The sequence below is a fragment of the Pseudomonas sp. GM30 genome (assembly GCF_000282275.2).
In the GTDB taxonomy this organism is placed as follows: domain Bacteria; phylum Pseudomonadota; class Gammaproteobacteria; order Pseudomonadales; family Pseudomonadaceae; genus Aquipseudomonas.
This window is the reverse complement of the sequence record NZ_AKJP02000001.1, coordinates 222,430-246,570: the sequence shown is the minus strand read 5'-3', so window position 1 is coordinate 246,570 and position 24,141 is coordinate 222,430. Positions and strand designations below refer to the sequence as shown.

At 61.1% G+C, this 24,141-nt stretch carries 25 protein-coding genes; 10 read left to right on the top strand and 15 right to left on the bottom strand.

What is annotated here, in order from left to right; genetic code table 11:
- Positions 1 to 80: 80 nt before the first annotated feature.
- On the top strand, positions 81 to 1,100 hold the full coding sequence (locus tag PMI25_RS01195) for a DUF4917 family protein (protein ID WP_007963233.1): 1,020 nt from the start codon (positions 81 to 83) through the stop codon (positions 1,098 to 1,100).
- Between the two features lie 98 nt (positions 1,101 to 1,198).
- On the opposite strand, the gene PMI25_RS01190 is transcribed toward PMI25_RS01195, so the two are convergent.
- Complete coding sequence (locus PMI25_RS01190) at positions 1,199 to 1,741, bottom strand: helix-turn-helix domain-containing protein (RefSeq protein WP_003222480.1); 543 nt, start codon at positions 1,739 to 1,741, stop codon at positions 1,199 to 1,201.
- A gap of 106 nt (positions 1,742 to 1,847) precedes the next feature.
- Here PMI25_RS01190 and PMI25_RS01185 point away from each other — a divergent pair, with 106 nt between their 5' ends.
- Complete coding sequence (locus PMI25_RS01185) at positions 1,848 to 2,630, top strand: aldolase (protein ID WP_007963231.1); 783 nt, start codon at positions 1,848 to 1,850, stop codon at positions 2,628 to 2,630.
- A 22-nt stretch (positions 2,631 to 2,652) separates the two neighbouring features.
- On the top strand, positions 2,653 to 3,537 hold the full coding sequence (locus PMI25_RS01180; RefSeq protein ID WP_177325688.1) for a dihydrodipicolinate synthase family protein: 885 nt from the start codon (positions 2,653 to 2,655) through the stop codon (positions 3,535 to 3,537).
- 51 nt (positions 3,538 to 3,588) lie between these two features.
- On the opposite strand, the gene PMI25_RS01175 is transcribed toward PMI25_RS01180, so the two are convergent.
- The 3 genes from PMI25_RS01175 to PMI25_RS01165 all read right to left on the bottom strand — a co-directional run bounded on the left by PMI25_RS01175 (position 3,589) and on the right by PMI25_RS01165 (position 5,252).
- Positions 3,589 to 4,110 (bottom strand): hypothetical protein, encoded by a 522-nt coding sequence (locus tag PMI25_RS01175; protein ID WP_007963229.1) that lies wholly within the window; start codon positions 4,108 to 4,110, stop codon positions 3,589 to 3,591.
- Entirely contained in the window at positions 4,110 to 4,697 is a 588-nt protein-coding gene (locus PMI25_RS01170) for a hypothetical protein (RefSeq protein WP_052026359.1), read from the bottom strand. The genes PMI25_RS01175 and PMI25_RS01170 overlap by 1 nt, the downstream gene beginning before the upstream one ends.
- A 210-nt stretch (positions 4,698 to 4,907) precedes the next feature.
- Positions 4,908 to 5,252, bottom strand: a complete 345-nt coding sequence (locus PMI25_RS01165; protein ID WP_007963227.1) for a YegP family protein — start codon at positions 5,250 to 5,252, stop codon at positions 4,908 to 4,910.
- 155 nt (positions 5,253 to 5,407) lie between these two features.
- Here PMI25_RS01165 and PMI25_RS01160 point away from each other — a divergent pair, with 155 nt between their 5' ends.
- The 3 genes from PMI25_RS01160 (at position 5,408) to PMI25_RS01150 (ending at position 9,581) form a co-directional block, all read left to right on the top strand.
- Positions 5,408 to 5,944 (top strand): RNA polymerase sigma factor, encoded by a 537-nt coding sequence (locus tag PMI25_RS01160; protein ID WP_007963226.1) that lies wholly within the window; start codon positions 5,408 to 5,410, stop codon positions 5,942 to 5,944.
- Positions 5,941 to 6,900 carry a FecR family protein gene (locus PMI25_RS01155; RefSeq protein ID WP_007963225.1) on the top strand — a complete coding sequence of 320 codons (960 nt, stop codon included), beginning with the start codon at positions 5,941 to 5,943 and terminating at the stop codon, positions 6,898 to 6,900. Before PMI25_RS01160 ends, PMI25_RS01155 begins: the two co-directional genes overlap by 4 nt.
- 122 nt (positions 6,901 to 7,022) lie before the next feature.
- Entirely contained in the window at positions 7,023 to 9,581 is a 2,559-nt protein-coding gene (locus tag PMI25_RS01150) for a TonB-dependent receptor (RefSeq protein WP_007963223.1), read from the top strand.
- Positions 9,582 to 9,711: 130 nt separating this feature from the next.
- Here the strand turns inward: PMI25_RS01150 and PMI25_RS01145 are convergent, their stop codons facing one another.
- Positions 9,712 to 10,014, bottom strand: a complete 303-nt coding sequence (locus PMI25_RS01145; RefSeq protein WP_007963222.1) for a ribbon-helix-helix domain-containing protein — start codon at positions 10,012 to 10,014, stop codon at positions 9,712 to 9,714.
- Between the two features lie 13 nt (positions 10,015 to 10,027).
- A complete protein-coding gene (locus tag PMI25_RS01140; protein ID WP_007963217.1) occupies positions 10,028 to 10,609 on the bottom strand; it encodes a DJ-1/PfpI family protein in 582 nt (193 codons plus the stop codon).
- Positions 10,610 to 10,844: 235 nt separating this feature from the next.
- Between PMI25_RS01140 and PMI25_RS01135 the strand changes: the two genes are divergently transcribed.
- Entirely contained in the window at positions 10,845 to 11,750 is a 906-nt protein-coding gene (locus PMI25_RS01135; RefSeq protein ID WP_007963203.1) for a DMT family transporter, read from the top strand.
- Between the two features lie 59 nt (positions 11,751 to 11,809).
- On the opposite strand, the gene PMI25_RS01130 is transcribed toward PMI25_RS01135, so the two are convergent.
- The 4 genes from PMI25_RS01130 to PMI25_RS01115 form a co-directional block, all read right to left on the bottom strand.
- On the bottom strand, positions 11,810 to 13,024 hold the full coding sequence (locus PMI25_RS01130; RefSeq protein ID WP_007963202.1) for a class I SAM-dependent methyltransferase: 1,215 nt from the start codon (positions 13,022 to 13,024) through the stop codon (positions 11,810 to 11,812).
- A gap of 271 nt (positions 13,025 to 13,295) precedes the next feature.
- The gene (locus PMI25_RS01125) at positions 13,296 to 13,913 is read right to left on the bottom strand and encodes a TPM domain-containing protein (RefSeq protein WP_007963201.1); all 618 of its coding nucleotides are present in this window, start codon (positions 13,911 to 13,913) and stop codon (positions 13,296 to 13,298) included.
- 33 nt (positions 13,914 to 13,946) lie between these two features.
- A complete protein-coding gene (locus PMI25_RS01120) occupies positions 13,947 to 14,699 on the bottom strand; it encodes a TPM domain-containing protein (RefSeq protein WP_007963200.1) in 753 nt (250 codons plus the stop codon).
- A 13-nt stretch (positions 14,700 to 14,712) separates the two neighbouring features.
- The gene (locus PMI25_RS01115; protein ID WP_007963199.1) at positions 14,713 to 15,321 is read right to left on the bottom strand and encodes a LemA family protein; all 609 of its coding nucleotides are present in this window, start codon (positions 15,319 to 15,321) and stop codon (positions 14,713 to 14,715) included.
- Positions 15,322 to 15,579: 258 nt separating this feature from the next.
- Between PMI25_RS01115 and bglX the strand changes: the two genes are divergently transcribed.
- The gene (gene bglX / locus PMI25_RS01110) at positions 15,580 to 17,871 is read left to right on the top strand and encodes a beta-glucosidase BglX (RefSeq protein WP_007963198.1); all 2,292 of its coding nucleotides are present in this window, start codon (positions 15,580 to 15,582) and stop codon (positions 17,869 to 17,871) included.
- A gap of 134 nt (positions 17,872 to 18,005) precedes the next feature.
- Here the strand turns inward: bglX and PMI25_RS01105 are convergent, their stop codons facing one another.
- From PMI25_RS01105 to PMI25_RS01085, 5 genes are all read right to left on the bottom strand, one after another.
- Complete coding sequence (locus PMI25_RS01105; RefSeq protein ID WP_007963197.1) at positions 18,006 to 19,163, bottom strand: phospholipase D-like domain-containing protein; 1,158 nt, start codon at positions 19,161 to 19,163, stop codon at positions 18,006 to 18,008.
- Between the two features lies 1 nt (position 19,164).
- Positions 19,165 to 19,755 carry a YceI family protein gene (locus PMI25_RS01100; protein ID WP_007963195.1) on the bottom strand — a complete coding sequence of 197 codons (591 nt, stop codon included), beginning with the start codon at positions 19,753 to 19,755 and terminating at the stop codon, positions 19,165 to 19,167.
- 243 nt (positions 19,756 to 19,998) lie between these two features.
- Positions 19,999 to 20,304 (bottom strand): hypothetical protein, encoded by a 306-nt coding sequence (locus PMI25_RS01095; protein WP_007963193.1) that lies wholly within the window; start codon positions 20,302 to 20,304, stop codon positions 19,999 to 20,001.
- A complete protein-coding gene (locus PMI25_RS01090; RefSeq protein WP_007963191.1) occupies positions 20,301 to 21,380 on the bottom strand; it encodes a serine hydrolase domain-containing protein in 1,080 nt (359 codons plus the stop codon). The genes PMI25_RS01095 and PMI25_RS01090 overlap by 4 nt, the downstream gene beginning before the upstream one ends.
- 148 nt (positions 21,381 to 21,528) lie before the next feature.
- Complete coding sequence (locus tag PMI25_RS01085) at positions 21,529 to 22,407, bottom strand: acyl-CoA dehydrogenase family protein (RefSeq protein ID WP_007963189.1); 879 nt, start codon at positions 22,405 to 22,407, stop codon at positions 21,529 to 21,531.
- A gap of 153 nt (positions 22,408 to 22,560) precedes the next feature.
- Here PMI25_RS01085 and olsB point away from each other — a divergent pair, with 153 nt between their 5' ends.
- Together olsB and PMI25_RS01075 are read left to right on the top strand one after the other, a co-directional pair.
- Positions 22,561 to 23,316 carry an L-ornithine N(alpha)-acyltransferase gene (gene olsB / locus PMI25_RS01080; protein ID WP_007963187.1) on the top strand — a complete coding sequence of 252 codons (756 nt, stop codon included), beginning with the start codon at positions 22,561 to 22,563 and terminating at the stop codon, positions 23,314 to 23,316.
- On the top strand, positions 23,316 to 24,107 hold the full coding sequence (locus PMI25_RS01075) for a lysophospholipid acyltransferase family protein (RefSeq protein ID WP_007963186.1): 792 nt from the start codon (positions 23,316 to 23,318) through the stop codon (positions 24,105 to 24,107). The genes olsB and PMI25_RS01075 overlap by 1 nt, the downstream gene beginning before the upstream one ends.
- The last annotated feature ends 34 nt before the right edge of the window (positions 24,108 to 24,141 follow it).

The following is a 24,141-nucleotide window of genomic DNA, read 5'->3' as shown; positions in this document are numbered from 1 at the left end:
ACCGATGTTGATCTGGCTCAATGCCCGCTCGTGATAAAGTCGCCGTCCATCAGCCCCTATGTTTTGAGATGTGCCAAGCAATGAGCGATTTTCTGGATGTCGATGCCACCCTCGAAGACTGGAACGCCCTGCGCGCTACCGCCGACTTCAACGGTCTGCTGGTGGGCAATGGCGCCAGCCGCGCGGTGTGGGACGATTTCGGCTACGACTCGCTGTTCGAAAACGCGCGCACCGTGGAAGAGAAACCTTTGAGCCCGTCGGAACTGAGCGTGTTCGATGCAATGCAGACGCGCAGCTTCGAGCAGGTGCTCGGCGCGCTGAAAACCACCAGCCGGGTCAACAAGGCACTGGCCGTGAGTTCCGCCGCACCGCGCAATCGCTACTACGCGATCAAGGAAGCGCTGATCAACACCGTGCACGCGGTGCACATTCCGTGGCGGCTTGTGCAGGCCTCGACGCTGGCGACGCTCAACGACGAGCTGGCGCGTTATCGCACGGTGTTCACCACCAATTACGACCTGCTCAACTACTGGGCGCTGCAACACAAAAGCGAAGCCATCGACGACCTGTTCAACGGCCCCGACGCCAGTTTCGATCTGAGCGCAAGCGCCAGCGCCAAACCGCGTCTGCTGTACCTGCACGGCGGTCTGCACCTGGTGCGCAATCAGGACGGCACCGCGCGCAAACTGACCTCGACCGAGGGCACCCTGCTCGGCAGTTTCGCGATCAACAATACGATCAAGACCCTGGATGATGTGCCGCTGTTCGTCACCGAAGGGCCGAGCGCGGACAAGCTCAAGACCATTCGCAGTTCGGATTATCTGTCGTTCTGTTATGAGCAGTTATTGGGGCACGCGCAGAACCTGTGCATCTTCGGTCATGCCTTGGGCGAGCAGGATGCGCACATCGTGCGGGCGCTGCAGCTGGCAAAACCGGCGAACGTGGCGATCTCGATTTATCCGCGCAGTGCGGCGTTCATCCAGCATCAGAAACGGCATTACGCGAAGGTGTTCGAGGGCACCGGGGTTGCGTTGCGGTTCTTTGATGCGAAGACGCATGCGTTGGGGAATCCGAAGCTTTCGGTGCCCGTCGAAGTTTGATGTAAACCGGACTGACGCTTTCGCGAGCAAGCTCGCTCCCACATTGGAACGCGAACTACTGTGGGAGCGAGCTTGCTCGCGAAGCTTTTGGGGCCAACTCATTCTTCGCTGCTGTGCACCACCACCAGCAACTGTGCCTGCACCTCGCCCACCGACCGGATCCGATGCGGTTTCTGCGCATTGAAATGCAGCGCATCGCCGCGTTCCAGCAGCACCCGCTCGTTCATGAAATCCACTTCCACCTGCCCTTCGTGGACGAACAGAAACTCCTCGCCCAGATGCTCCTTGAAGGTCTTGTCGGTGAATTCGCTCGGCGGGTAGATGATGAATGGCAGCAGGTTGCGTTCGCTGACCTGATGCGCCAGCACCGCATAGCCCGGGCTCTGATCATTGGCCGCCAGTGACTGGCGTTCGTGGCTGCGCACCAGGCTGTAGCTGTCGAGGCTGACGTTGTCTTCGGAGAACAATTCCTCGACTTTCACGTTCAGCGCTTTCGCCAGTTTCAGCGCGGCCGCAATCGACGGAGTGTTCAACCCGCGTTCGACCTTCGACAGATAACTCTTGGTCATGCCGGATTTTTCGGCCAGTGCCTCAAGCGTTACGCCAAGTTTTTTTCTCAATAATTTCAAACGGATAGACATGCGCAGCAGTTATTCCATCAAGGAAGCGACGATTTATGCTTGCTTATGACACTTTGTGTCATATAGGCTCTTTCGTGTCATTTGCAATCACCCAAAGGACACAGACATGGCCAAGACATTAGCACTACCCAAAGCGCAACTGGTCAAGCAAGCGCTGACCCAGATGCAAAACACCCTGGCGGATAATACGTGGACTGACCGGCAAAAGCTGGCGCTGACCTGCCGGATCCTGTTCGAGAACGGTCATGACTCCGGTCTGGCCGGACAAATCACCGCCCGCGGCCCGCAGCCCGGCACTTATTACACTCAGCAACTGGGCCTGGGTTTCGATGAAATCACCGCGAGCAATCTGCTGCTGGTCAACGAAGACCTGGAGGTGCTCGAAGGGCACGGCATGGCCAACCCGGCCAACCGTTTCCACAGCTGGGTCTACCGCGCTCGGCCGGACGTGAACTGCATCATTCACACCCACCCGACGCACATTGCCGCGCTGTCGATGCTGGAGGTGCCGCTGCAGATTTCCCACATGGACCTGTGCCCGCTGTACGACGACTGCGCGTTTCTCGAAGGCTGGCCGGGGGTGCCGGTGGGTAACGAGGAAGGCGAACTGATCGCCGGGGCACTGGGCGACAAGCGCGCAATTCTGCTGTCGCACCACGGCCAGTTGTCGACTGGAAGCACGATCGAAGAAGCCTGCGTCATCGCCCAATTGATCGAGCGCGCCGCCAGACTGCAACTACTGGCGATGGCCGCCGGGACGATCAAGCCGATCATTCCGGAACTGGGTCGCGAGGCCCACGACTGGGTGTCGAAACCCAAACGCCACGCCGCCGCTTTCAACTACTACGCCCGGCAGAACCTGCGCCAACACGCCGATTGCCTGAACTGATTTCAGCTTTTTCCGGAGACTCATCATGTCCAACATTCACGGCATCATCGGCTACACCATCACCCCGTTCGGCACCCACGGCGAAGGTCTTGACCTGCCGGCCCTCGGCCAATCCATCGATCGGCTGATCGACAGCGGCGTCCATGCCATCGCCCCGCTCGGCAGCACCGGCGAAGGCGCTTACCTCAGTGACGCCGAGTGGGATCAGGTCGCCGAGTACAGCATCAAACACGTGGCCAAACGGGTGCCGACCATTGTCAGCGTGTCCGACCTGACCACCGCCAAAGCCGTACGCCGCGCACGCTTCGCCGAAGCCCACGGCGCTGACGTGGTGATGGTGCTGCCGGCCTCCTACTGGAAGCTCAGCGAAGCGGAAATCCTCGCCCATTACCGCGCCATCGGCGACAGCATCGGCGTGCCGATCATGCTCTACAACAACCCGGCCACCAGCGGCACCGACATGTCGGTCGAACTGATTCTGCGCATCGTCAACGGCGTGGAAAACGTCACCATGGTCAAAGAGAGCACCGGCGACATTCAGCGCATGCACAAGCTGCAACTGTTGGGCGACGGTCAGGTGCCGTTCTACAACGGCTGCAATCCGCTGGCGCTGGAAGCCTTTGCCGCCGGGGCGAAGGGCTGGTGCACCGCCGCGCCGAACCTGATTCCGCGGTTGAACCTGGATCTGTACGCGGCCACTCTGGCCGGCGATCTGCCGCGGGCACGCGAACTGTTCTATCGCCAGTTGCCGCTGCTGGACTTCATCCTCAAGGGCGGTTTGCCGGCGACGATCAAGGCCGGGCTACGCGAGACGGGGCTGGCGGTCGGTGATCCGCGGTTGCCGGTGTTTCCGTTGAGTGACACCGGCAGACATCACCTCACCGCGCTGCTCAACGTTTTGCGCTGATGTAAAAAATCCCGCCCGGAACACTCCGGGCGGGATTTTTTCTGCCCGTGGTCAAAGACTCGCGGCGTGCTTCATCGCTTCACGGTGGAAGGGCTGATCCTTCAGGACCTGCGCAATGAACGTGTCAGTGATCAAGCGCACATGTTCGAACTGCCCGCCCGAGGCGTTGAAGGCGCCCCGCCAGGACTCTGTGTGATTGTGCACGGTATAGACACCCAGTATCTCCTTGCCATGGCTGAGACTGAACACCACCGTACTGTCGAAGCTCACGGGTACCGGCACCAGGAACAGCGTGAAGGCACTCAGGAACAACTGAGGCTGAAGCGCGCCGACATCGCTGTTGGCGACGACCAGGACGTTGTAGCCATCCTCGCTTCGACCGGCGCGAACTTCGTCGAAAGTACCGCGCCGGCGCAGTTCATCCCGCAACATCCAGCTCGGCAGACCGAGCACATTCACGTTGATCGCCGGCAGTTGCTGGCTGTAGTCGGTATCGGGGGCCTTGAGGCTGTGAGTTGCCTGACAGCCACCCAGCAACATGAGCAATCCCAGAAACAGAAGCTTGAGGCGCATTAGAGTTTTCCTGACAGCATGGCTTTATAGACAGAGGCGCTGGGGCCGTTTTCTTCGCGAATGAACGGCGTGATGCTGTCCAGATTCGGCATGTCCAGACGCTGCAATCCCGGTACGTGCGGGTATTTGGCACGAACCAGCGCCGCATCACGTTCAAGATGATCGCTGTGCAGGAACAGGCATGACGGCTGGACACCTATCAGGCACCCGGCCCGAAAATCGCCGAGGTAATAAGCCTTGCCCGCCTCCAGTTGCATGCCGATGGTGAAGTCTTCGCGGCTCCACGTCACCGACTGTCCACGATCGAATCGCACGTTGTAGATCTCGTAACGGCCGGGTTTGAGCGGCATGACAAACAACGTGCCGATGCCGTGATCGGTCTCGCGTACATCTCGTTCGGTTCGGGCGTAAAACTCGTTGTACAGGCGCGCGGTGGCGAAATCGTCGCTTCCACGCTTACGGATCATCAGCATTTGTTCCTTCGCTGAAAACCTCGTCTTGGGCCAGATGCCGACCACACCTACCACATAAGCCACGCCGGAATCGGCGGTTGGCTTGAGTTCATCGTCAATGTGGGTCGGTGACATGCTGTAGCAACCGCTCAGGCCGAGCAGCGCCGTCAGAACAGCGAAAAAGCGAATCTTCAAAGGAAAAACTCTCGCGTAAACATTGAAAAACGCACGAAAGAGTATTGACCGCCGCCCCTTCCATGGATTGGCCGCGAAGGATAAGCGATGTAGTGGCACATAGCCAGAATTCAGTCGCCATTGTTCTGGCGACTGAGGCGTGGGGTTATTTCAAAGCACCGGCAAGGTCTTGTCCTTGATCACTTTGCTCGGCCCGTTGGCCTTGACGCTGGCGATACCTTTGGCACACGCGGCGTCATTGGAGTACGACTCGCTGCTGCCGATGATCTGGTGATTGGCCGCCTTCAGATTGAAGTAGGGGTGGCCGTCCTTCGTCGATTTTTTCTCGTAGCGTTCATCCAGCGGACTGTTGGTCTGCACCGCTGCAATGCCGTTTTCAGCGGCGCTGCGGGTGGTGTACAGCTCGCTGGTCAAAATCGTTTCGGCATTCGCCGCTTTCAGCACGAACCTGAACTGGCCGTTGCTGCTTTTATTCAACTCGTACCATCCGGACATGTTGCCACTCCTGTCGATTGAACCCTCGAAAGTAAAGACTGTTTCGATGGTTTAGCCACTGCGGGACGCCAGGTGTTATTGGCAACATGACAAATGACAATAATTCTCGATATCATCCGCGACTTTCTGTGCCGGCTTCGTCAAGAAGGATATCCATGCCCCGCCTCACGCCCGATCCCCTGTCGGCGGATTCATTTCGCCGGTTTTACGGGGACATCCTGCATTACCTGCGCAAACGCACGGAAAATCCCAGCGATGCGGCGGACATGACCCAGGACGTGTTTACCCAATGGCTCGACTACCGCGACCGGGCCAAGGTCGAGCAGCCGCGCGCGTTCCTGTTTCAGATGGCGCGCAATCTGTTGCGTGATCATTGGCGCAGGCAAAAGGTGCGGCACATTGTTCAACCCAATCACGATAGCGATGTGGAACCGGTGACTGACGAACATCACGACCCGATGGCAGCCGCACAGCGCCAGCAACGGCTGGAACATTTGAAGCAAGTGTTGGCCGAACTCTCGCCTCGCCGGCGCGAGGCCCTTATGCTGCACCGCTTCGAAGGCTTGAGTCAGGCACAGATTGCCGCGCGCATGGGGATTTCACTGAGCATGGTGGAAAAACACATCGCCTTCGCGCTGATGCATTGCAAGCAACGCCTGGATAACGACAACGGCACGGAGCAGCCCGAATGAACCGCCCTTACGAACTCGACAGCGATCCGGGCGACGTCAGCATCGACGCACAGGCCGCCGCGTGGTTTACCCGCAATCGTCAGCCGCAGGGGCACAGCGTGCGCCAGGCATTCGAGCAATGGATGCGCGAACCGGAACATGCCCGGGCTTATCGGGAATTCGAGGCGCTTTGGGCGGATCTGGGTGAGCTGCAGCACCTGAACCCGCCAACTCCACTCAAGACGCAAAAACCCAAAGCGAACCGGCGCCCCGCACTGGCGATTGCGGCGGCGTTGCTCTGCGCAGTACTGACCACGCCTCTGGGCACCTCGCACGGGATTTACCAGCAGCAGATCAGCGCGCAAGCCAAAGGCATGCGCACCTTCGAACTGCCCGACGGCAGCACCTTGTCGGTAAACGCCAACACGCAACTGCACGTGGACTTCGATAGCCATCAGCGGCGGATTGTTCTGCAGCGCGGCCAGTTCTACGTCGAAGTCGCACCGGACAGGGAGCGGCCGCTGTGGGTGCAAACCGGTGATGCGACCGTGCGAGTGGTCGGCACCGGTTTTGACGTTCGACGCAGCGACAGGCAACTGGTGGTCAGTGTCGCTCACGGTCAGGTGGCCTTTGCACCAGACAACCGTGCGCCGCTGCTGCTCGGTGCGCAACAACAGGCCACCGCCGATCTCATCAGCGACTCGCTGCAACAGCAGACACTGGCCGCCAGTCAGGTGGCCGATTGGCGCACAGGGCAACTGGCGTTTCGCAACCGTGAACTGGCCAGCCTGATCGACGAGTTGAACCTGTATCGCGCGCAACCGGTGCTGCTGGCCAATCCGCAACTGGGGCGGATCCGAGTCTCCGGTAACCTTGATGTCGAGGATCCGGATGCGCTGATCAATGCCCTCCCCGCACTGATCCCGGTGAAAACCGTGGCCCTGGCCGACGGCCGCATCCGCATCGAAAACCGCTGAAACACCTCACATGAGAATATTTTGCATTCGCATGTGAGGTTTTTTTTGCCTGCCGCGTCTTCCTCCGGTCTGCGTTGCTGACGCAGGCCTTTTTTGGCCTTTCAGCCACTTTGGGGGATTCCATGTTTCGCGTGTTTTCGCCGTACCCACTTACCGGCCTTCGTCCGACTCTGCTCGCTGCCTGCCTGGCGTTGAGCGTGCAGGCCCATGCCGAGTCCATCAGACTGCATCTGCCGGCACAGCCGATGGCGACGTCGCTGAGCGAGATTGCTCGGCAGGCAAAAATCCAGTTGCTGTTCGACGAGGCGCAGTTGCGCGATCTCAAGGCACCGGCCATCGACGGTGAGTTCAGCGCGGAAACGGCGATCCGCCAACTGCTCGGCAACAGCCAGTTCGGCCTGATCAAGATCAACCAGACTTACGTCGTGCGTCCCGAAGAACCGCTCACCAGCAGCAGCGACGGCATCCAGCTCGATGCGCTGAGCGTGATCGGCAGTGGCACCGAAGTCGACTCCAGCACGGTCGGCCGCTCGACCCTGACCCAGGCCGACATCGACCGCCATCAACCGAACAACATCCCCAGCCTGCTGGCGACGCTGCCCGGCGTGAGCATGGGCGGCTCGATGAAACCCGGTGGCCAGACCATCAATATCTGGGGTCTGGGCGATGCCGAGGACGTGCCACTGACGGTGGATGGCGCCACCAAAAGCGGTTTCGAGCGCTATCAGCAGGGCACGATTTTCATCGAGCCGGAACTGATCAAACGCATTGAGGTGGAGAAAGGTCCGCACTCGATGCTCACCGGCAACGGCGGCTTCGGCGGCACCGTGCATATGGAAACCAAAGACGCGCCGGACCTGCTGCAAGAAGGCCGCAACACCGGCGCCATGCTCAAGTACGGCTACGCCAGCAACGACCATCAGCAGACGTACACCGGCGCGGTGTTCGGTCGCACCGACGATGGCCGGGCCGACGCGCTGGTCTATCTGACCAAACGCGATGGCGGCGACATGAAACTGGCCGCAACCCCGCCCGATCCGGACAACCAGTACCCGATCAACCCGCAGCGCCTGCCCAACAGCGCGCAGGATCTGGACGGACAGTTGCTCAAGTTCAACCTGCACCTGAACGATGAACACAGCGTCGGCCTGTCGTATTCGCGCTCGCAAAGCCAACGCTGGACGCCGTTCTCCTCGGCCAGCTATCCGACGCCGCCCAGCGCGTCCAACATCAAACAGTACGGCTACGAAAACGCGCTCAAGCGCTTTCTTGCCAACCGCGAAACCACCGACACCACCTGGTCGACCAAGTATCAGTATCAGCCGCTGGACAACCGCCTGGTCGACTTCAAGCTGAGCTATTCGGAATCCAATACCGATCAGACCGACGAGCGTGATGCCACGGCGTTTTTCCAGACCTCCACCGGCGGGCGCAAGATGGACACCGCCTACAAGGACCGCATCCTCGAAGCCAGCAACATCAGCCTGTTCGATACCGGCCCGCTGGCCCACGCCGTCACCGGTGGCATCCAGATCCGCAAGCACAGCCGCGACACCGAAATGTGGATGCCGGGCAAAACCTACGACGTGCCGAAATACAACTACGGCCACTTCCAGCCAAGCTTCATGCCCCAAGGCAAGGTCGACACCAACAGCGCCTACCTGCAAGACGCGATCACCCTCGGCGACTTCACCCTGACCCCGTCGGTGCGTTACGACCACGTACGCAATCGGGGCGAAGCCAACGATGCGCCGTACTACAGCAACCCGGATCCGAGTTTCGGTCACGATTACAGCGACCGCACCTACACCGGTTGGTCGCCACGCCTGTCGGCGTTCTGGCGCATGACTCCGGATGTCGGCTTCTTCGTCGACTACAGCAAAACCTGGCGTGCGCCGGTGATTGACGAGCAGTACGAAGTCCAGGGTCTGGGCAGCCGCACCGCCACCAGTGTCGACCTCGACCCGGAGCGCATCACCGGCTGGCGCGCCGGCAACATCAGCAACTTCGCCAACGTGCTCACCGACCGCGACAACGTGCAAATCCGCACCACGCTGTTTCGCAACAAGATCGACGACGAAATCTTCAAGGCCACCGGCGTCGGCTGCGAAAATCAGGCGATCAAGGGCGGCACCATTGCCTCCGACTGCAAGGGTTCGGGGCCGATGGGCAACTACCGCAACATTGGCGGTTTGACCATCAAGGGCTTCGAAATCGAGAGTTTCTACGACTCCACCTACGCGTTCGGCTCGTTGTCCTACTCGTGGATGACCGGCACCCATGAAGGCGCGTACACCAATCCCTGGGGGCCGGATGTGTGGGTGCGTGACGTCCCGCCAGCCAAGTGGATCGCCGTGTTGGGCGTGAAGATTCCGAGCTGGGATGCGCAGGTGGGCTGGCAAGGCGAATTCGTGCGCAAGACCGATCGTCTGCCGAGCGACAAATACGGGTCGGGCAAAAACACCGTGGGCGACGTGTTCTACGACCAGTACGCCAACGACCGCTACAACGTGCAAGGCCTGTTCGCCAACTGGAAACCGCAGCAGCCGTACCTCAAGGGCACCGAGGTCAACCTGACCGTCGACAACCTGTTCAACGAAGACTATCGCCCCGCACTCAGCGGTGACCGTGCCTACAGTCAGGGGCGCAACGCCAAGGTGAGTGTGACGCGGTTCTTCTGATGCGGATTTTGCAGGACCCGATCTGACCTTTTCGCGAGCAGGCTCGCTCCTGAAGTTGACCGCATTCCACTTGAGAAACCGGTCAAAAACGGGAGCGAGCCTGCTCGCGAACAAGGCCCGTCGGGCTCGATCATTTCACCGCCCGTACCACCGCCAACGCCGGCGCAGACGTGCGCCGCTGGCTCAGATACCGCGTACAGCTCACCCGCAAAAACGAAGCAAAATTCACCACCTCCCCGCGATAATCCATCACCTCTTCATACAGCTTGGCGATCAACTGGTTGGTGGTCATGCCATCGACTTCGGCGATTTCGCTGAGGATGTCCCAGAACTGGTTTTCCAGGCGCAGCGTCGTTACCACGCCGCAGATGCGCAGCGAGCGCGAGCGGGATTCATAGAGAATCGGGTCGGCCTTGACGTAGAGCTCGCACATCGGCGAATCCTCGTTACAGGGTGATCTGGGTGCCGAGCAGGCCAAGGAAACTGGCCAGCCAGTTCGGATGCGCCGGCCATGCTGGCGCAGTTGCCAGATTGCCTTGAACGTGGCCGTCGGTCACCGGGATATCGATGAACGTGCCACCGGCCAGCCGCACTTCCGGGGCGCAGGCCGGATAGGCGCTGCATTCGCGCCCTTCGAGAACACCCGCCGCCGCCAACAGTTGCGCGCCGTGGCAGACCGCCGCAATCGGCTTGCCGGCCTTGTCGAAAGCACGCACCAGCTCCAGGACTCTCTCGTTCAGGCGCAGATATTCCGGCGCTCGTCCGCCGGGGATCAGCAGCGCGTCGTAATCGGCCTCGGCAACTTTGGCGAAATCAAAGTTGAGGGCGAACAGGTGTCCGGGTTTCTCGCTGTAGGTCTGGTCGCCTTCGAAGTCATGGATCGCGGTGCGCACGGTCTTGCCGGCGGCCTTGTCCGGGCACACGGCGTGTACGGTGTGACCGACCATCTGCAGGGCCTGGAACGGCACCATCACTTCGTAGTCTTCGACGTAATCGCCGACCAGCATCAGGATTTTTTTCGCGGCCATGGGGAGGACTCCTCTGGGAAAGGGCTTGCAGGAGTATTCAAGGTAGACCTTATCGGTTCGGGCGGGTAACAACCGGCTACTACGCCTCCCCGCCTTTGTGGCGAGGGAGCTTGCTCCCTCGCCACAGGGGATCCAACTGTATGGATAACTCTTTGCCTGGCTGTACCAGCCCGAGCGCCCCGGTTTATGGCTTGATTAAGGCAATCCCCTGCCACCTTCTATTCTGGTTCTCATCATGTCCTCGCGCGAAAACACCGGCATGGCCCTCGGCCTGCTCGGGGTTGTGATTTTCAGCCTGACCCTGCCCTTCACCCGGATCGTGGTGCAGGAACTGCATCCGTTGCTCAACGGCCTCGGCCGGGCGCTGTTCGCAGCAATTCCAGCGGCGGCGCTGTTGCTGTGGCGACGCGAGAAGTGGCCGACCTGGCAGCAGGTCAAAGGCCTGAGCCTGGTAATCGCCGGGGTGATTCTCGGCTTCCCGGTACTGTCGGCGTGGGCCATGCAAACTTTGCCGGCGTCCCATGGCGCACTGGTCAACGGTTTGCAGCCGCTGTGCGTGGCGCTGTATGCGGCGTGGTTATCACACGAGCGTCCGTCAAAAGCCTTCTGGGCCTGTGCCGCGCTGGGCAGTGCGCTGGTGCTCGGTTACGCGTTGCACACCGGAGCCGGGAGCATTCAGGCCGGTGACTTGTTGATGCTCGGCGCAATTGCGGTGGGTGGTCTGGGGTATGCCGAGGGTGGCCGATTGGCGAAGGAGATGGGCGGCTGGCAGGTGATCTGCTGGGCGCTGGTGCTGTCGACGCCACTGCTGATCGGCCCGGTGTTGTACCTGGCGCTGCAGCATCACGGTGCTGTGTCAGCCAAGGCCTGGTGGGCGTTCGGCTATGTGGCGCTGTTCTCGCAGTTTCTCGGCTTCTTCGCCTGGTACGCCGGGTTGGCGATGGGCGGGATCGCGCGGGTCAGTCAGATCCAGTTGCTGCAGATCTTTTTCACCATCGCGTTTTCGGCGCTGTTCTTTGGTGAACATGTCGAGCCGATCACCTGGGTGTTTGCCTGTGGGGTGATCGCGACGGTGATGCTCGGGCGCAAGACCGCAGTAAAATCAAATGTGGGAGCGAGCTTGCTCGCGAAGGGGCCGTAACAGTCGACATCATCGTTGACTGTCAGTCCGCTTTCGCGAGCAAGCTCGCTCCCACTGGATCAGAGGTATCCATCCGAACGCAGCAGCGTTTCCAGACAGTGCTCGCTGATGTTGTAGAAATCCTTGAGCTCCTGAATCTTCACCAGCAACTGGGCCGGGTCCACCGGCTCGGCGCGTTTCACCGCGAGAATCATCTTGTTCTTGTTGGTGTGTTCCAGCGAGATGAACTCGAACACTTTGGTTTCGTAACCGCAGGCTTCGAGGAACAGCGCACGCAGGCTGTCGGTGACCATTTCCGCCTGCTGGCCCAGGTGCAGACCATATTGCAACATCGGCTTGAGCAGCGCCGGGCTCTGGATCTGCAGGCGGATCTGTTTGTGGCAGCACGGTGAGCACATGATGATCGACGCGCCCGAGCGGATGCCGGTGTGAATCGCGTAGTCGGTGGCGATGTCGCAGGCATGCAGGGCGATCATCACGTCCAGCTCGCTTGGCGCCACGCTGCGCACGTCACCGCACTTGAACACCAGCCCCGGGTGTTCCAGCTTGGCCGCAGCGGCGTTGCACAGGTTGACCATTTCTTCGCGCAGCTCGACGCCGGTGACTTCGCCTTCGGCCTTGAGCGTGTTGCGCAGGTAATCGTGGATGGCAAACGTCAGGTAACCCTTGCCCGAGCCGAAGTCCGCGACCCGCACCGGTTTGTCCAGCGCCAGCGGTGACGAGGTCAGGGCGTGGCTGAAGACTTCGATGAACTTGTTGATCTGCTTCCACTTGCGCGACATCGCCGGGATCAGCTCGTGCTGCACGTTGGTCACGCCCAGGTCCTTGAGGAACGGCCGGCTCAAGTCCAGAAAACGGTTTTTCTCACGGTTGTGCTCGGCGGACGGTGCTTCACGCAATTGCTGAGGTTTGCTCTTGAACAGCGAACTCTTGCCCTTTTTGCTGTATTCGAGCTGGGCTTCGTCGGTCACGGTCAGCAGATGCGCATTCTTGAACGCGGCCGGCAACAGCTCGGCAATCACCGCCACGCCTTCGCTCAGCGGCAGGTTCTTGGTGATGTCGCGGGTCTTGTAACGATAGACGAACGACAGGTTGGGCTGCGCCTTGACCGTCACCGCCTTGATGATGATCCGCTGCAGATCCGCTTCTTCGCCCACGTATTTGGCCAGCACCAGTTTGATGAAGCCGTTCTGTTCGAGGCTGGTTTGCAGCAGCTCGATGAACTGGGCGTGATGGTCTGGCGTGGGTTTGGTGGAGGGGGCGGTAACGGACATGGACAAGCGGCCTCGAACGGGCGAAATCGGAAGTGGCGGGTATTTTAGGGGGGATGGCGGTTGGGGACACGCTCTTATTTACCCAACGGCACAAGGACCTAATGCACTGGGTCTTTTGTGGCGAGGGAGCTTGCTCCCGCTCGGCTGCGCAGCAGTCGTTAAAACAGGCGATTACTTGAACCAGACAGACCGCGTTTACCGGTTTCAGGGCCGCTTCGCGCCCCAGCGGGAGCAAGCTCCCTCGCCACAGGGAATGACTGCGCCCAGAGACTCAACCCAACACAATCAACCGATTGGGTAATTCATTCCTCACCTGCGTCACCGGCACGTGCACCTTGAGCAGTTCACCGCAGGCCTCGATGCAGGTGACAAACCCTTCTAGCGTGCGGCCCTGACGCACCTGCTCGGTGAACGCGGCGACAATCGTGTCCCAGCTGTTGTTGTCCAGCCGTCGGGAGATCCCCTCGTCTACCAGAATCTCCACGTAACGCTCGGCTTCACAGACAAAGATCAACATGCCGGTGCTGCCCACGGTGTGATGCAGGTTCTGTTCGAGAAACTGCCGCCGCGCCAGGTTCGACGCGCGCCAGTGGCGCACACGGCGCGGGATCAGGTGGGTGGTGATTTTCGGCAGACGAAACAGCAGGCACAGGACGATGAACGACCCCCACTGCACCAACAACAGGCTGCGCATGGTCAGCCAGCCCGTCAGGTAATGGACGATGCCCGGCACCAGCAGCGCCAGCAGGCTGGCCCACAGCAGCGGAATGTACGCGTAGTCATCGGCGCGGGCCGCCAGCACGGTGACCAGTTCGGCGTCGGTGTCGCGCTCGACCCGGGCGATCGCCTCGGCGACTTTGCGTTGTTCGTGTTCAGTCAGTAATGCCATGTCGAAAAGTGCCTGATCATTATTGTTGTGTGTTCACCAGCCGCCGGACGAACCGCCGCCGCCGAAACTGCCCCCGCCGCCGCTGAAGCCCCCGCCTCCACCGCCGCCACCAAAACCACCACCGCCGAAACCGCCTCCGCCACCGGAGCCACCCCGGCCGGCGGGAAGGATACCGAGCATCTGACAGACAAACACGGTCAGGATGAACAACACCACCAGAAAAACGAACAACAGCGGATGACGCGAGACAAAATCGTTCTGCGGATCACCGCTCGACTCGTACACCGTCGAAGGTTCGTCCAGCGGATTACCGCCGAGCACCACCAGCATCGCCGCCACACCGTCGCTGATGCCCTTGCTGAAATTGCCGGACTTGAACGCCGGGGTGATCACTTGATGGATGATCACCGAGGTCTGCGCATCGGTCAGCCGATCCTCCAGTCCGTAACCGACTTCGATGCGCAATTTGCGCTCGTCCCGGGCGACGATCAGCAGCGCGCCGTTGTTCTTGTCCTTCTGGCCGATGCCCCAGTGCCGGCCCAATTGCACGCCGTAATCCTCGATGGTTGTGCCCTGCAGATCAGGCACCGTGACCACCACCAGTTGCTCGCCGGTGGCCTGCTCGTGAGCCTGCAATTGCTGGCTCAACTGGGCGCGCACCGACGGCTCGATCATCTGCGCTTCGTCCACCACCCGCCCGCTCAGCGCCGGGAACGTCAACTCGGCCCGAGCGCTGACGGCGAACAGCCAGAGCATCAGCACCAGGCCTATCTTCAACACACGCATGGGCAACCTCGAATCAGAACTTCACTTCCGGGGCCTTTTCCGCACCGGGGGTGGTGGCTTCGAAGGTTTCGCGAATTGGCAGGTCGCTGTACATCACGCTGTGCCAGAGGCGCCCGGGAAACGTGCGGATCTCGGTGTTGTATTTCTGCACCGCCAGAATGAAATCGCGCCGCGCCACGGCAATCCGGTTTTCCGTGCCTTCGAGCTGCGATTGCAGGGCAAGGAAGTTCTGGTTGGCCTTGAGGTCCGGGTAGCGCTCGGAGACCACCATCAGACGGCTGAGCGCACCGCTCAACTGATCCTGGGCCTGCTGGAACTGCTTGAGTTTTTCCGGGTTGTCGAGGGTGCTGGCATCGACCTGGATCGACGTCGCCTTGGCCCGCGCCTCGACCACCGCCGTCAATGTCGCTTCTTCATGCTTGGCGTAGCCCCGCACGGTCTCCACCAGATTGGGGATCAGGTCGGCACGACGCTGATACTGGTTCTGGACCTGGCCCCAGGCGGCTTTCGCCTGTTCGTCGAGGGTCGGAATATTGTTGATGCCGCACGCGGTCAACAAGGTGGCGAGGACCAGCAGCGTGGCGACCTGCAGACGCGAGCGGTAGGTTGGACTGACATTCATCAAAGTGATGCTCCCTGGCGTATTTCATAAAAAACCGACCGTGAAACCTTCTGCATCGGCGGTTGGGGCATAATCGGCCGCGCCACTGGATTGCAACGGGCCAATGGGCTAAAAAGAGGCCCTGCGCAAACGCTGCCGAGTGTCGGCGGGCGTTTTTGGCTCGGTCATTTTGAGCCTGCACCCGAACAACAATAGTCGCTCCCTAACTTTTGGCTGGCCGGCATTGCATTGCCGCTTGGGCCCTCGAGAAAAATATTCATGAAGAAGCTGTGTTTGCTGGGTCTGTTCGTCAGCCTGGCCAGTCATCAAGTATTGGCCGCCACGACCCCGGCACCCCTGGAAAACAAGGACGCGTTCATCAGCAATCTGATGAAGCAAATGACCCTCGATGAAAAGATCGGCCAGTTGCGCCTGATCAGCATCGGCCCGGAAATGCCTCGCGAGTTGATCCGCAAAGAGATCGCCGCCGGCAACATCGGCGGCACGTTCAACTCGATCACTCGCCCGGAAAACCGTCCGATGCAGGACGCGGCGATGCGCAGTCGCCTGAAGATTCCGATGTTTTTTGCGTACGACGTGATCCACGGTCACCGTACGATTTTCCCGATTCCGCTGGCCCTGGCCTCGAGCTGGGACATGGACGCCATCGGTCAGTCCGGGCGCGTTGCCGCCAAGGAAGCCGCGGCCGACAGCCTCGACATCACCTTCGCACCGATGGTCGACATCTCCCGCGATCCGCGCTGGGGCCGCAGCTCCGAAGGCTTCGGTGAAGACACCTACCTGACCTCGCGCATCGCCAAAGTGATGGTCAAGGCCTATCAGGGTGACACGCCGAGCGCGGCCGACAGCATCATGGCCAGCGTCAAGCACTTCGCCCTGTATGGCGCGGTCGAGGGCGGTCGCGACTACAACGTCGTCGACATGAGCCCGGTCAAGATGTACCAGGACTACCTGCCACCGTACCGTGCAGCGATCGACGCCGGTGCCGGTGGGGTGATGGTGGCGTTGAACTCGATCAACGGCATTCCGGCCACCGCCAACACCTGGCTGATGAACGACCTGCTGCGCAAGGACTGGGGCTTCAAGGGCCTGGCCGTCAGCGACCACGGCGCGATCTTCGAACTGATCAAGCACGGCGTGGCCGCCGACGGTCGTGAAGCGGCGAAGCTGGCGATCAAGGCCGGCATCGACATGAGCATGAACGACACCCTGTACGGCAAAGAGCTGCCGGGGCTGCTCAAATCCGGCGAGATCGAACAGAAAGACATCGACAACGCCGTGCGCGAAGTGCTCGCCGCCAAGTACGACATGGGCCTGTTCAAGGATCCGTACCTGCGCATCGGCAAGGCCGAGGATGATCCGGCCGACACCTACGCCGAAAGCCGTCTGCACCGCGCCGAGGCCCGTGACGTGGCACGTCGCAGCCTGGTGCTGCTGAAGAACCAGAACGACACCCTGCCGCTGAAGAAAGACGCAAAAGTCATGCTGGTCGGCCCATTGGCCAAGGCACCCATCGACATGATGGGCAGCTGGGCCGCTGCGGGCAAACCTGCGCAATCAGTCACCCTGTTCGACGGCATGAGCTCGGTGATCGGCGACAAGGCCAACCTGATCTACGCCCGTGGCGCCAACATCACCAGCGACAAGAAGGTTCTGGACTACCTGAACTTCCTCAACTTCGACGCCCCGGAAGTGGTCGATGATCCGCGCCCGGCCAACGTGTTGATCGACGAAGCGGTAAAAGCGGCCAAGGACGCCGACGTGATCGTCGCCGCCGTTGGCGAGTCCCGTGGCATGTCCCACGAGTCCTCCAGCCGCACCGACCTGAACATCCCGGAAAACCAGCGCGAGCTGATCCGCGCATTGAAAGCCACCGGCAAACCACTGGTACTGGTACTGATGAACGGCCGTCCGCTGACCATCCTCGAAGAGAACCAGTCGGCTGATGCGATTCTGGAAACCTGGTTCAGCGGCACCGAGGGTGGTAACGCCATCGCCGACGTGCTGTTCGGCGACTACAACCCGTCGGGCAAACTGCCGGTGACCTTCCCGCGTTCCGTGGGCCAGATCCCGACCTACTACAACCACCTGAGCATTGGCCGGCCGTTCACGCCGGGCAAACCGGGCAACTACACCTCGCAGTATTTCGATGACACCACCGGCCCGCTGTTCCCGTTCGGTTACGGCCTGAGCTACACCCGGTTCACGCTGAGCGACATGGCGCTGTCCTCGACCACGCTGAACAAGACCGGCAAGCTCGACGCCAGTGTCACCCTGAAAAACACCGGCAAACGTGACGGCGAAACCGTGGTGCAGTTGTACATCCAGGACGTCGCCGGATCGATGATCCGCCCGGTGAAGGAACTGAAGAACTTCCAGAAAATCATGCTCAAGGCCGGCGAACAGAAAGTCGTGCACTTCACCATCACCGAGGATGACCTGAAGTTCTACAACGCCCAGCTCAAGTACGCGGCCGAGCCTGGCAAGTTCAACGTGCAGATCGGCCTGGATTCGCAGGATGTGACGCAGCAGAGTTTTGAGTTGCTGTAATTATTCAGGCAACACATAACCCCCTGTAGGAGTGAGCCTGCTCGCGATAGCGGTCTATCAGCCAGATCAATGCTGAATGACACGACGCCATCGCGAGCAGGCTCACTCCTACATTTGGTTTTGGGGTGCGACTGCTAGCCGCGTCTATCGAGAATATTCACCACCAGCCGATCCACCCAGCCCCAGATCCGCTGCTTCACTCGCCGCCACAACGGCCGGCGCTGCCACTCTTCCAGACTGACCTGCTGACTCAGGCCGAAATCCTTCTCGAAACTCTGCACCACCGCTGCCGTCAACGCCGGGTCCAGCGCCTCCAGATTCGCCTCCAGATTGAAGCGCAGGTTCCAGTGATCGAAGTTGCACGAACCGATGCTCACCCACTCATCCACCAGGACCATTTTCAAGTGCAGGAAACACGGCTGGTATTCGAAGATCTGCACCCCGGCCTTGAGCAGGCGCGGGTAGTAGCGATGGCCGGCATAGCGTACCGACGGGTGATCGGTGCGCGGCCCGGTGAGCAATAACCGGACGTCGACACCACGGGCAGCGGCCCTGCGCAGCGAGCGGCGGATTTTCCAGGTCGGCAGGAAATACGGGGTGGCCATCCAGATGCGTTTCTGCCCGCTGTTGAGGGCGCGAAACAACGATTGCAGAATGTCGCGATGCTGACGCGCATCGGCATAGGCCACACGGCCCATGCCCTCGCCCATGTCCGGAACCTTGGGCAAGCGTGGCAGGCCGACATGCGCTGAAGGTTTCCACGCCCGGCGGTGGCGGTTGGCGATCCATTGGCGGTCGAACAGCACTTGCCAGTCGAGCACCAGCGGGCCGCTGATTTCCACCATCACCTCGTGCCATTCGCTGCTGTCCTGCCCCGGCGTCCAGAACTCATCGGTGACACCGGTGCCACCGACCACCGCCAGACGCTGATCGACCAGCAGCAATTTGCGGTGATCGCGATAGAAGTTGCCGACCCAGCGCCGCCAGTTCAGGCGATTGTAGAAACGCAGTTCGACCCCGGCCTTGGTCAGGCGCTGACGCAGGTGCAGGGTAAACGCGAGACTGCCGTAGTCATCGAACAGGCAGCGTACCCGAACGCCGCGCTCGGCAGCCTGGATCAGCGCCTGAACCACGGCTTCGGCGCAGGCGCCCGCCTCCACCAGATACAGCTCCAGTTCAACCTGCTCTTCGGCGCGGGCAATCTCCACCAGCATGCGCGGGAAGAATTGCGGGCCGTCGATCAACAGCTCGAAACGGTTGCCGTCACGCCACGGAAACACCGCGCCGCGCATGTCAGCGCGCCGTGAAAATCAGCACCGCACCCACCGGTACCGACAGACTGATGGCCGACAGGCCGGCCAGGTTGCGCAGGGTTTCCAGCCCCGGCGCCAGATCGAAATCCTCGGCGTTGATCACCAGCGGTTCCAGGGTCACCACTTGAAAACGTCGGTCATCGAGACGGGTGGCCAGCAACTCTGCCGGGTATTCATGTTGCTTGCCGTGCAGGTTGACGGTCAGCGGCAGACGCAATTCCAGCTGCGCACCGGGGGCCAGATCGTTGATCGGGCGCAGGTCGATCCGGGTGCTGATGGTCGCTTCGGGGAATTGCTCGATCTGGAACAGCTCCTTGCGCATGCGCTCATCGCGCAGCGGGATGCCGCTGTTGATCGAATCCAGCTCGACTTCGACTTCAGCGCGGCCATCCGGATCGACCTTGCCGTGCAGCACCAGAAAGCGTTGCACTTCGGAAATGTGGGCGTTTTTCGTGCTGACAAACGACAGCCGCGATGATTCGCCGTCCAGATACCAATTGGCCTGCGCCGGCAACGCGGCAGCGGCCAGCAGCAGACTGGCGAAGGCTTTGTAGAGGGAGCGGTTGAACATTGAACACTCGTTGGGCGAAAAACCTGCACGAACCTTAACCGCCCGCGCCGTTATTGCAAATGTTCAATCTGCGCAAATCTGCCGACAATAAAAATCTCTGTGGCGAGGGAGCTTGCTCCCGCTCGGCTGCGTAGCAGTCGCATGACCCGCCTCCACAGTTTTACAGACAGCGCGCAAAGGGCCGCTGCGCGCCCCAACGGGAGCAAGCTCCCTCGCCACAATGGGGAAGTGACGCTCCACAGATCAGGGATTTAGGCGGCAACCCTGCCGCTCACCCAGCCACTGCACACGATTACTGCGGCCCATGCCGCTGACGGTGATGGTTTTGCTCGTGCTGTCATCGCTGAATTCGCTGGTCGGCAGCCACTGTTTCACATAACCCCGGCAATACTCGGCGTCGTTGTTCATCACGTAGCGACACGAACAATATTCCTTCGCCGTGTACGCGCTGATGATGTCGGGGAACGCCCAGAGGTTTTCCCGTTCGAGCCAGATCCAGCCGAGCAGCACGATCAGCGCCAGCAGCAGAATCCGCTTGACCAGCTTCATGGCTGCACCGCCTTGAGCACGCGCTTGAGCAGGTCGTTGTGGCGATAGCTGCCGTCGCGATCATCGGCGTAACGCACGATCACCAGTTTCTCGCTGGGGATCACATACAGCGCCTGGCCCCAATGGCCGAGGGCAGCGAAGGTGTCGGGTGGCGCGTCAGGCCATGGCGCGGCGGCGCCATCCGCCGGGCGATTGAGCCACCACTGGCCACCGGGCACCGCTTCGTCTTGGTGCGCCTTGTAGCCGGCAAAAGCCTCGCGGTTGAAGGCGACCCAATCCTTGGGCAGCAATTGCCGGTCGTGCCAACGTCCGTCGCGGGCCATCAGCAATCCGACCCGCGCCAGATCCCGCGCCGTGAGATAGGCATAAGAGGAAGCGACAAATGTGCCGCCGGCATCGGTTTCCCACACGGCGTGGCGGATGCCCAACGGCTCGAACAGCGCTGTCCATGGATAGTCGGGATAACGCTGCGGGCCAACCATGTTCTTCAGCGCCGCCGCCAGCAGATTGCTGTCGCCACTGGAGTAACGGAACGTCTGCCCCGGCGGCGCATAAGCGTCGTGATTGGCAGTGAACGCGGGCATGTCGCGGTGCCCACGGGTGTAGAGCATCGCCACCACCGAGGATTTCAGCGGCGCGTATTCGTAGTCTTCCTGCCAGTCCAGCCCGGAAGCCCAGTGCAGCAGGTCAGCCATTTTGATCGTGGGGTGTTGTTCCAGTGCCGGATAAAACTTCGAAACCGGATCATCCAGTTTGAACAAGTCTTCGCCATAGGCCACACCCAGCACGGTGGCCATCAGGCTTTTGCTGATCGACCAGGTCAAGTGCGGGGTCTCGGCACGGGTCGGGCCGGCGTAGCGTTCGTAGATCAACTGGCCGTCGCGGATGATCAGCAGAGCGTCGGTGCGGATGCCTTGGCGGGTAGTGTCGTCGCGGGGTGGGAAGGCGTAGGTCTCTAACGCCTCGACCGCTGCGCCGCTGATTTTTGCGCCCGTCGGCCATTGCTCACCGGGCCATTGCCCGGCCTCGACCGTGAAGCTGATCAGCAGCAGAAACCGGGACAGGCCTTTGATCATGGTGAGGGCTCTTGGGGACAACCTGCTGAGGGTAGTCGGGGTTGATGACAGATGTGTGGTGTTTTCGAGACTGCCATCGCGAGCAGGCTCACTCCTACAAAGGAACGCATTTCACCTGTAGGAGTGAGCCTGCTCGCGATAGGGCCAATCAGCCCACCGCCAAAGCTTTGGCCAAGCGCTTGGCCCTGGCTCCCGCCGCCAACTGCATCACCCCCTGATCACGCTGCCACATGTGCGCCCACTCCGGATTACCCTCGGCCAACGCCTGATCGATCTCGGGTTTGAACGCATCGAACTGTGCAAACAACCCACCCAGCAACACATGCCCCGCCGGATTGTTCGGCGGTTGGCGACTCGCTTCCGCGCACCCGGCCAACAGCGCCAGCAAGCGCAACAGCAGCGGCTGCGACCAGCCACTGTCCTGACCGACGCCATACAACCACGCGGTCATCGCGCTCAGCACGTAGATATCTTCCAGGGTGCGAAACGGCTTCACATAAGCATCCCAGCCATCGCCCGCGAGCAGCTCGCACAGTGCGCCATCCAGATGCAGCCGACCGTGACTGATGTCCGGCATCAGCGGCAGCGCCGGGAGTTTTTCCACGCGCACGCCGGGCTCGCCGGGATAGACCACCGCCAGACTCAGGCGCGGCGTTTCGCCGGGCTCTTCACTGCGCGCGGCGATGAGCAGCCAGTCCGCCGCATCCCCGGCGGTGACGAAATCCTTTCGCCCGTTGAGGCGCAAATCCGTCAGGCGCGTCTGCATGTCCGCCGGACGCAAACTGCGCTGTTCGGTCGCACACAGGGCGCCAAGACTTGGCGGCGCGCTGGGCCAGAGCATGCGCAACGCCGCCTGATACCCCACCAGAAATGCCAGCCCCGGCGTCGCCATCCGCCGGCCTCCGGCCACTGCCAGTTCGAACGGCGTCACATTGCCCAATTGATGCAGCAAGGTGGCGAAACCTTCCGCCAGATCAGCCACGGCGGGCAAGCGTTCACGGCTTTCGAGCAGGCTGGGCCAGGGCATAAGAGGCTCCTTGTGGGCTGTCATACAAGCATCACCAAACGTTCATGGCGATGACACCGGGGCTACATAGCCTGACTTTGCACAACATGGCTGCATAAAGAAAGTCGATCGGCTGCAACCCACGACGGGTTCAAGGCCCGTACGGAGATTCAAATGACTCAGATCGCCCGCATCAGCGACACCGGCAATGAACGCCGCCTGCAAGCCGAACGCCTGATCGGCGCCGAGGCCTTGCAGCAAGCCCAGGCCTTGCGCTTCAGCGTATTCAGCGGCGAGTTCAACGCCAAGCTGAAAGGCGCGGAACTGGGTCTGGACATGGATGACTATGATGTTCACTGCAGCCACATCGGCGTGCGTGACCTGAACACCGGGCGTCTGGTCGCCACCACCCGTTTGCTCGATCACACCGCCGCCAGCAGCCTGGGCAAGTTCTACAGCGAAGAAGAATTCAGCCTGCACGGCCTCGCCCATCTGCAAGGGCCGATCCTCGAAATCGGCCGCACCTGCGTCGACCCGGCCTACCGCAACGGCGGCACCATCGCCGTGCTCTGGGGTGAACTGGCCGAAGTCTTGAATCAGGGCGGCTACAGCTACCTGATGGGTTGCGCGAGCATCCCGATGCAGGACGGCGGCGTGCAGGCCCACGCGATCATGCAGCGTCTGCGCGAACGTTATCTGTGCACCGAACACTTGCGCGCCGAACCGAAGAACCCGCTGCCGTCGCTGGATATCCCGTCGAACGTGATCGCCGAAATGCCGCCGCTGCTCAAGGCCTACATGCGCCTGGGCGCGAAAATCTGCGGCGAGCCGTGCTGGGACGAAGACTTCCAGGTCGCCGATGTGTTCATCCTGCTCAAGCGCGACGAACTTTGCCCGCGCTACGCCAAGCACTTCAAGGCGGCCGTGTGATGAGCCGGTTGCGGGTGTACGCGCGGATCGCGCGGGTGCTGCTGGTGGTGGCGCTGGGCCTGACCATGGCCAGCGTCTTCGGCGTGTTCGAACGCCTGGGCCTGGCGCATTCGATGCAACGTCGACAGCGCTGGTCGCGGTTTTTCATGGCGCGCCTGAGCCATGCCCTGCCCTTTCGCGTGACTGTGCATGGCGAATTGCCGAAGCAGCCGATGCTGTGGGTCAGCAATCATGTGTCATGGACTGACATTCCGCTGCTGGGCATGCTCACGCCGCAGTCGTTTCTGTCCAAGGCCGAAGTGCGCACCTGGCCGGTGGCGGGTTGGCTGGCGGCCAAGGCTGGCAGTCTGTTCATCCGTCGCGGCTCGGGTGACAGCCAGTTGATCCGCAAACAGATGACCCGCCATTTGCAGACGCAGCATCCGCTGCTGATGTTCCCGGAAGGCACCACCACCGATGGCCGCTCGCTGCGCACCTTTCATGGTCGCCTGCTGTCGGCGGCGATTGATTCAGAGGTGATGCTGCAACCGGTGGCGATCCGTTATCTGCGCGATGGCGAAATCGACGCGCTGGCGCCGTTCATTGGTGACGATGACTTGCTGTCGCACCTGATGCGCCTGTTCAGCCATGACTGCGGCGATGTCGAAGTGCATCTGCTCAAGCCGATCGCCTGTCAGGGCCGCGAACGTGCTGCGCTGGCATTCGAAGCGCAGCAGGCGGTGCAGAAGGCGTTGTTTGGCGCGATTCTGGAAAAGCAGAAAAACCCGATGCGCCCGGCCATCGCCGCCTGAAATACAACCGCTAAAATCACCGTCGGCCCCTGTG

Coding starts and splice junctions, on each gene's coding strand:
- bglX (WP_007963198.1), top strand. CDS start 15,580: ATGAAGAAGCTGTGTTTGCTGGGTCTGTTCGTCAGCCTGGCCAGTCAT.
- PMI25_RS01170 (WP_052026359.1), bottom strand. CDS start 4,697: ATGTCACCGACCCACATTGACGATGAACTCAAGCCAACCGCCGATTCC.
- PMI25_RS01145 (WP_007963222.1), bottom strand. CDS start 10,014: ATGTGCGAGCTCTACGTCAAGGCCGACCCGATTCTCTATGAATCCCGC.
- PMI25_RS01075 (WP_007963186.1), top strand. CDS start 23,316: ATGAGCCGGTTGCGGGTGTACGCGCGGATCGCGCGGGTGCTGCTGGTG.
- PMI25_RS01155 (WP_007963225.1), top strand. CDS start 5,941: ATGAACCGCCCTTACGAACTCGACAGCGATCCGGGCGACGTCAGCATC.
- PMI25_RS01120 (WP_007963200.1), bottom strand. CDS start 14,699: ATGCGTGTGTTGAAGATAGGCCTGGTGCTGATGCTCTGGCTGTTCGCC.
- PMI25_RS01190 (WP_003222480.1), bottom strand. CDS start 1,741: ATGTCTATCCGTTTGAAATTATTGAGAAAAAAACTTGGCGTAACGCTT.
- PMI25_RS01140 (WP_007963217.1), bottom strand. CDS start 10,609: ATGGCCGCGAAAAAAATCCTGATGCTGGTCGGCGATTACGTCGAAGAC.
- PMI25_RS01105 (WP_007963197.1), bottom strand. CDS start 19,163: ATGCGCGGCGCGGTGTTTCCGTGGCGTGACGGCAACCGTTTCGAGCTG.
- olsB (WP_007963187.1), top strand. CDS start 22,561: ATGACTCAGATCGCCCGCATCAGCGACACCGGCAATGAACGCCGCCTG.
- PMI25_RS01100 (WP_007963195.1), bottom strand. CDS start 19,755: ATGTTCAACCGCTCCCTCTACAAAGCCTTCGCCAGTCTGCTGCTGGCC.
- PMI25_RS01160 (WP_007963226.1), top strand. CDS start 5,408: ATGCCCCGCCTCACGCCCGATCCCCTGTCGGCGGATTCATTTCGCCGG.
- PMI25_RS01135 (WP_007963203.1), top strand. CDS start 10,845: ATGTCCTCGCGCGAAAACACCGGCATGGCCCTCGGCCTGCTCGGGGTT.
- PMI25_RS01125 (WP_007963201.1), bottom strand. CDS start 13,913: ATGGCATTACTGACTGAACACGAACAACGCAAAGTCGCCGAGGCGATC.
- PMI25_RS01090 (WP_007963191.1), bottom strand. CDS start 21,380: ATGATCAAAGGCCTGTCCCGGTTTCTGCTGCTGATCAGCTTCACGGTC.
- PMI25_RS01085 (WP_007963189.1), bottom strand. CDS start 22,407: ATGCCCTGGCCCAGCCTGCTCGAAAGCCGTGAACGCTTGCCCGCCGTG.
- PMI25_RS01165 (WP_007963227.1), bottom strand. CDS start 5,252: ATGTCCGGATGGTACGAGTTGAATAAAAGCAGCAACGGCCAGTTCAGG.
- PMI25_RS01175 (WP_007963229.1), bottom strand. CDS start 4,110: ATGCGCCTCAAGCTTCTGTTTCTGGGATTGCTCATGTTGCTGGGTGGC.
- PMI25_RS01185 (WP_007963231.1), top strand. CDS start 1,848: ATGGCCAAGACATTAGCACTACCCAAAGCGCAACTGGTCAAGCAAGCG.
- PMI25_RS01130 (WP_007963202.1), bottom strand. CDS start 13,024: ATGTCCGTTACCGCCCCCTCCACCAAACCCACGCCAGACCATCACGCC.
- PMI25_RS01195 (WP_007963233.1), top strand. CDS start 81: ATGAGCGATTTTCTGGATGTCGATGCCACCCTCGAAGACTGGAACGCC.
- PMI25_RS01095 (WP_007963193.1), bottom strand. CDS start 20,304: ATGAAGCTGGTCAAGCGGATTCTGCTGCTGGCGCTGATCGTGCTGCTC.
- PMI25_RS01150 (WP_007963223.1), top strand. CDS start 7,023: ATGTTTCGCGTGTTTTCGCCGTACCCACTTACCGGCCTTCGTCCGACT.
- PMI25_RS01115 (WP_007963199.1), bottom strand. CDS start 15,321: ATGAATGTCAGTCCAACCTACCGCTCGCGTCTGCAGGTCGCCACGCTG.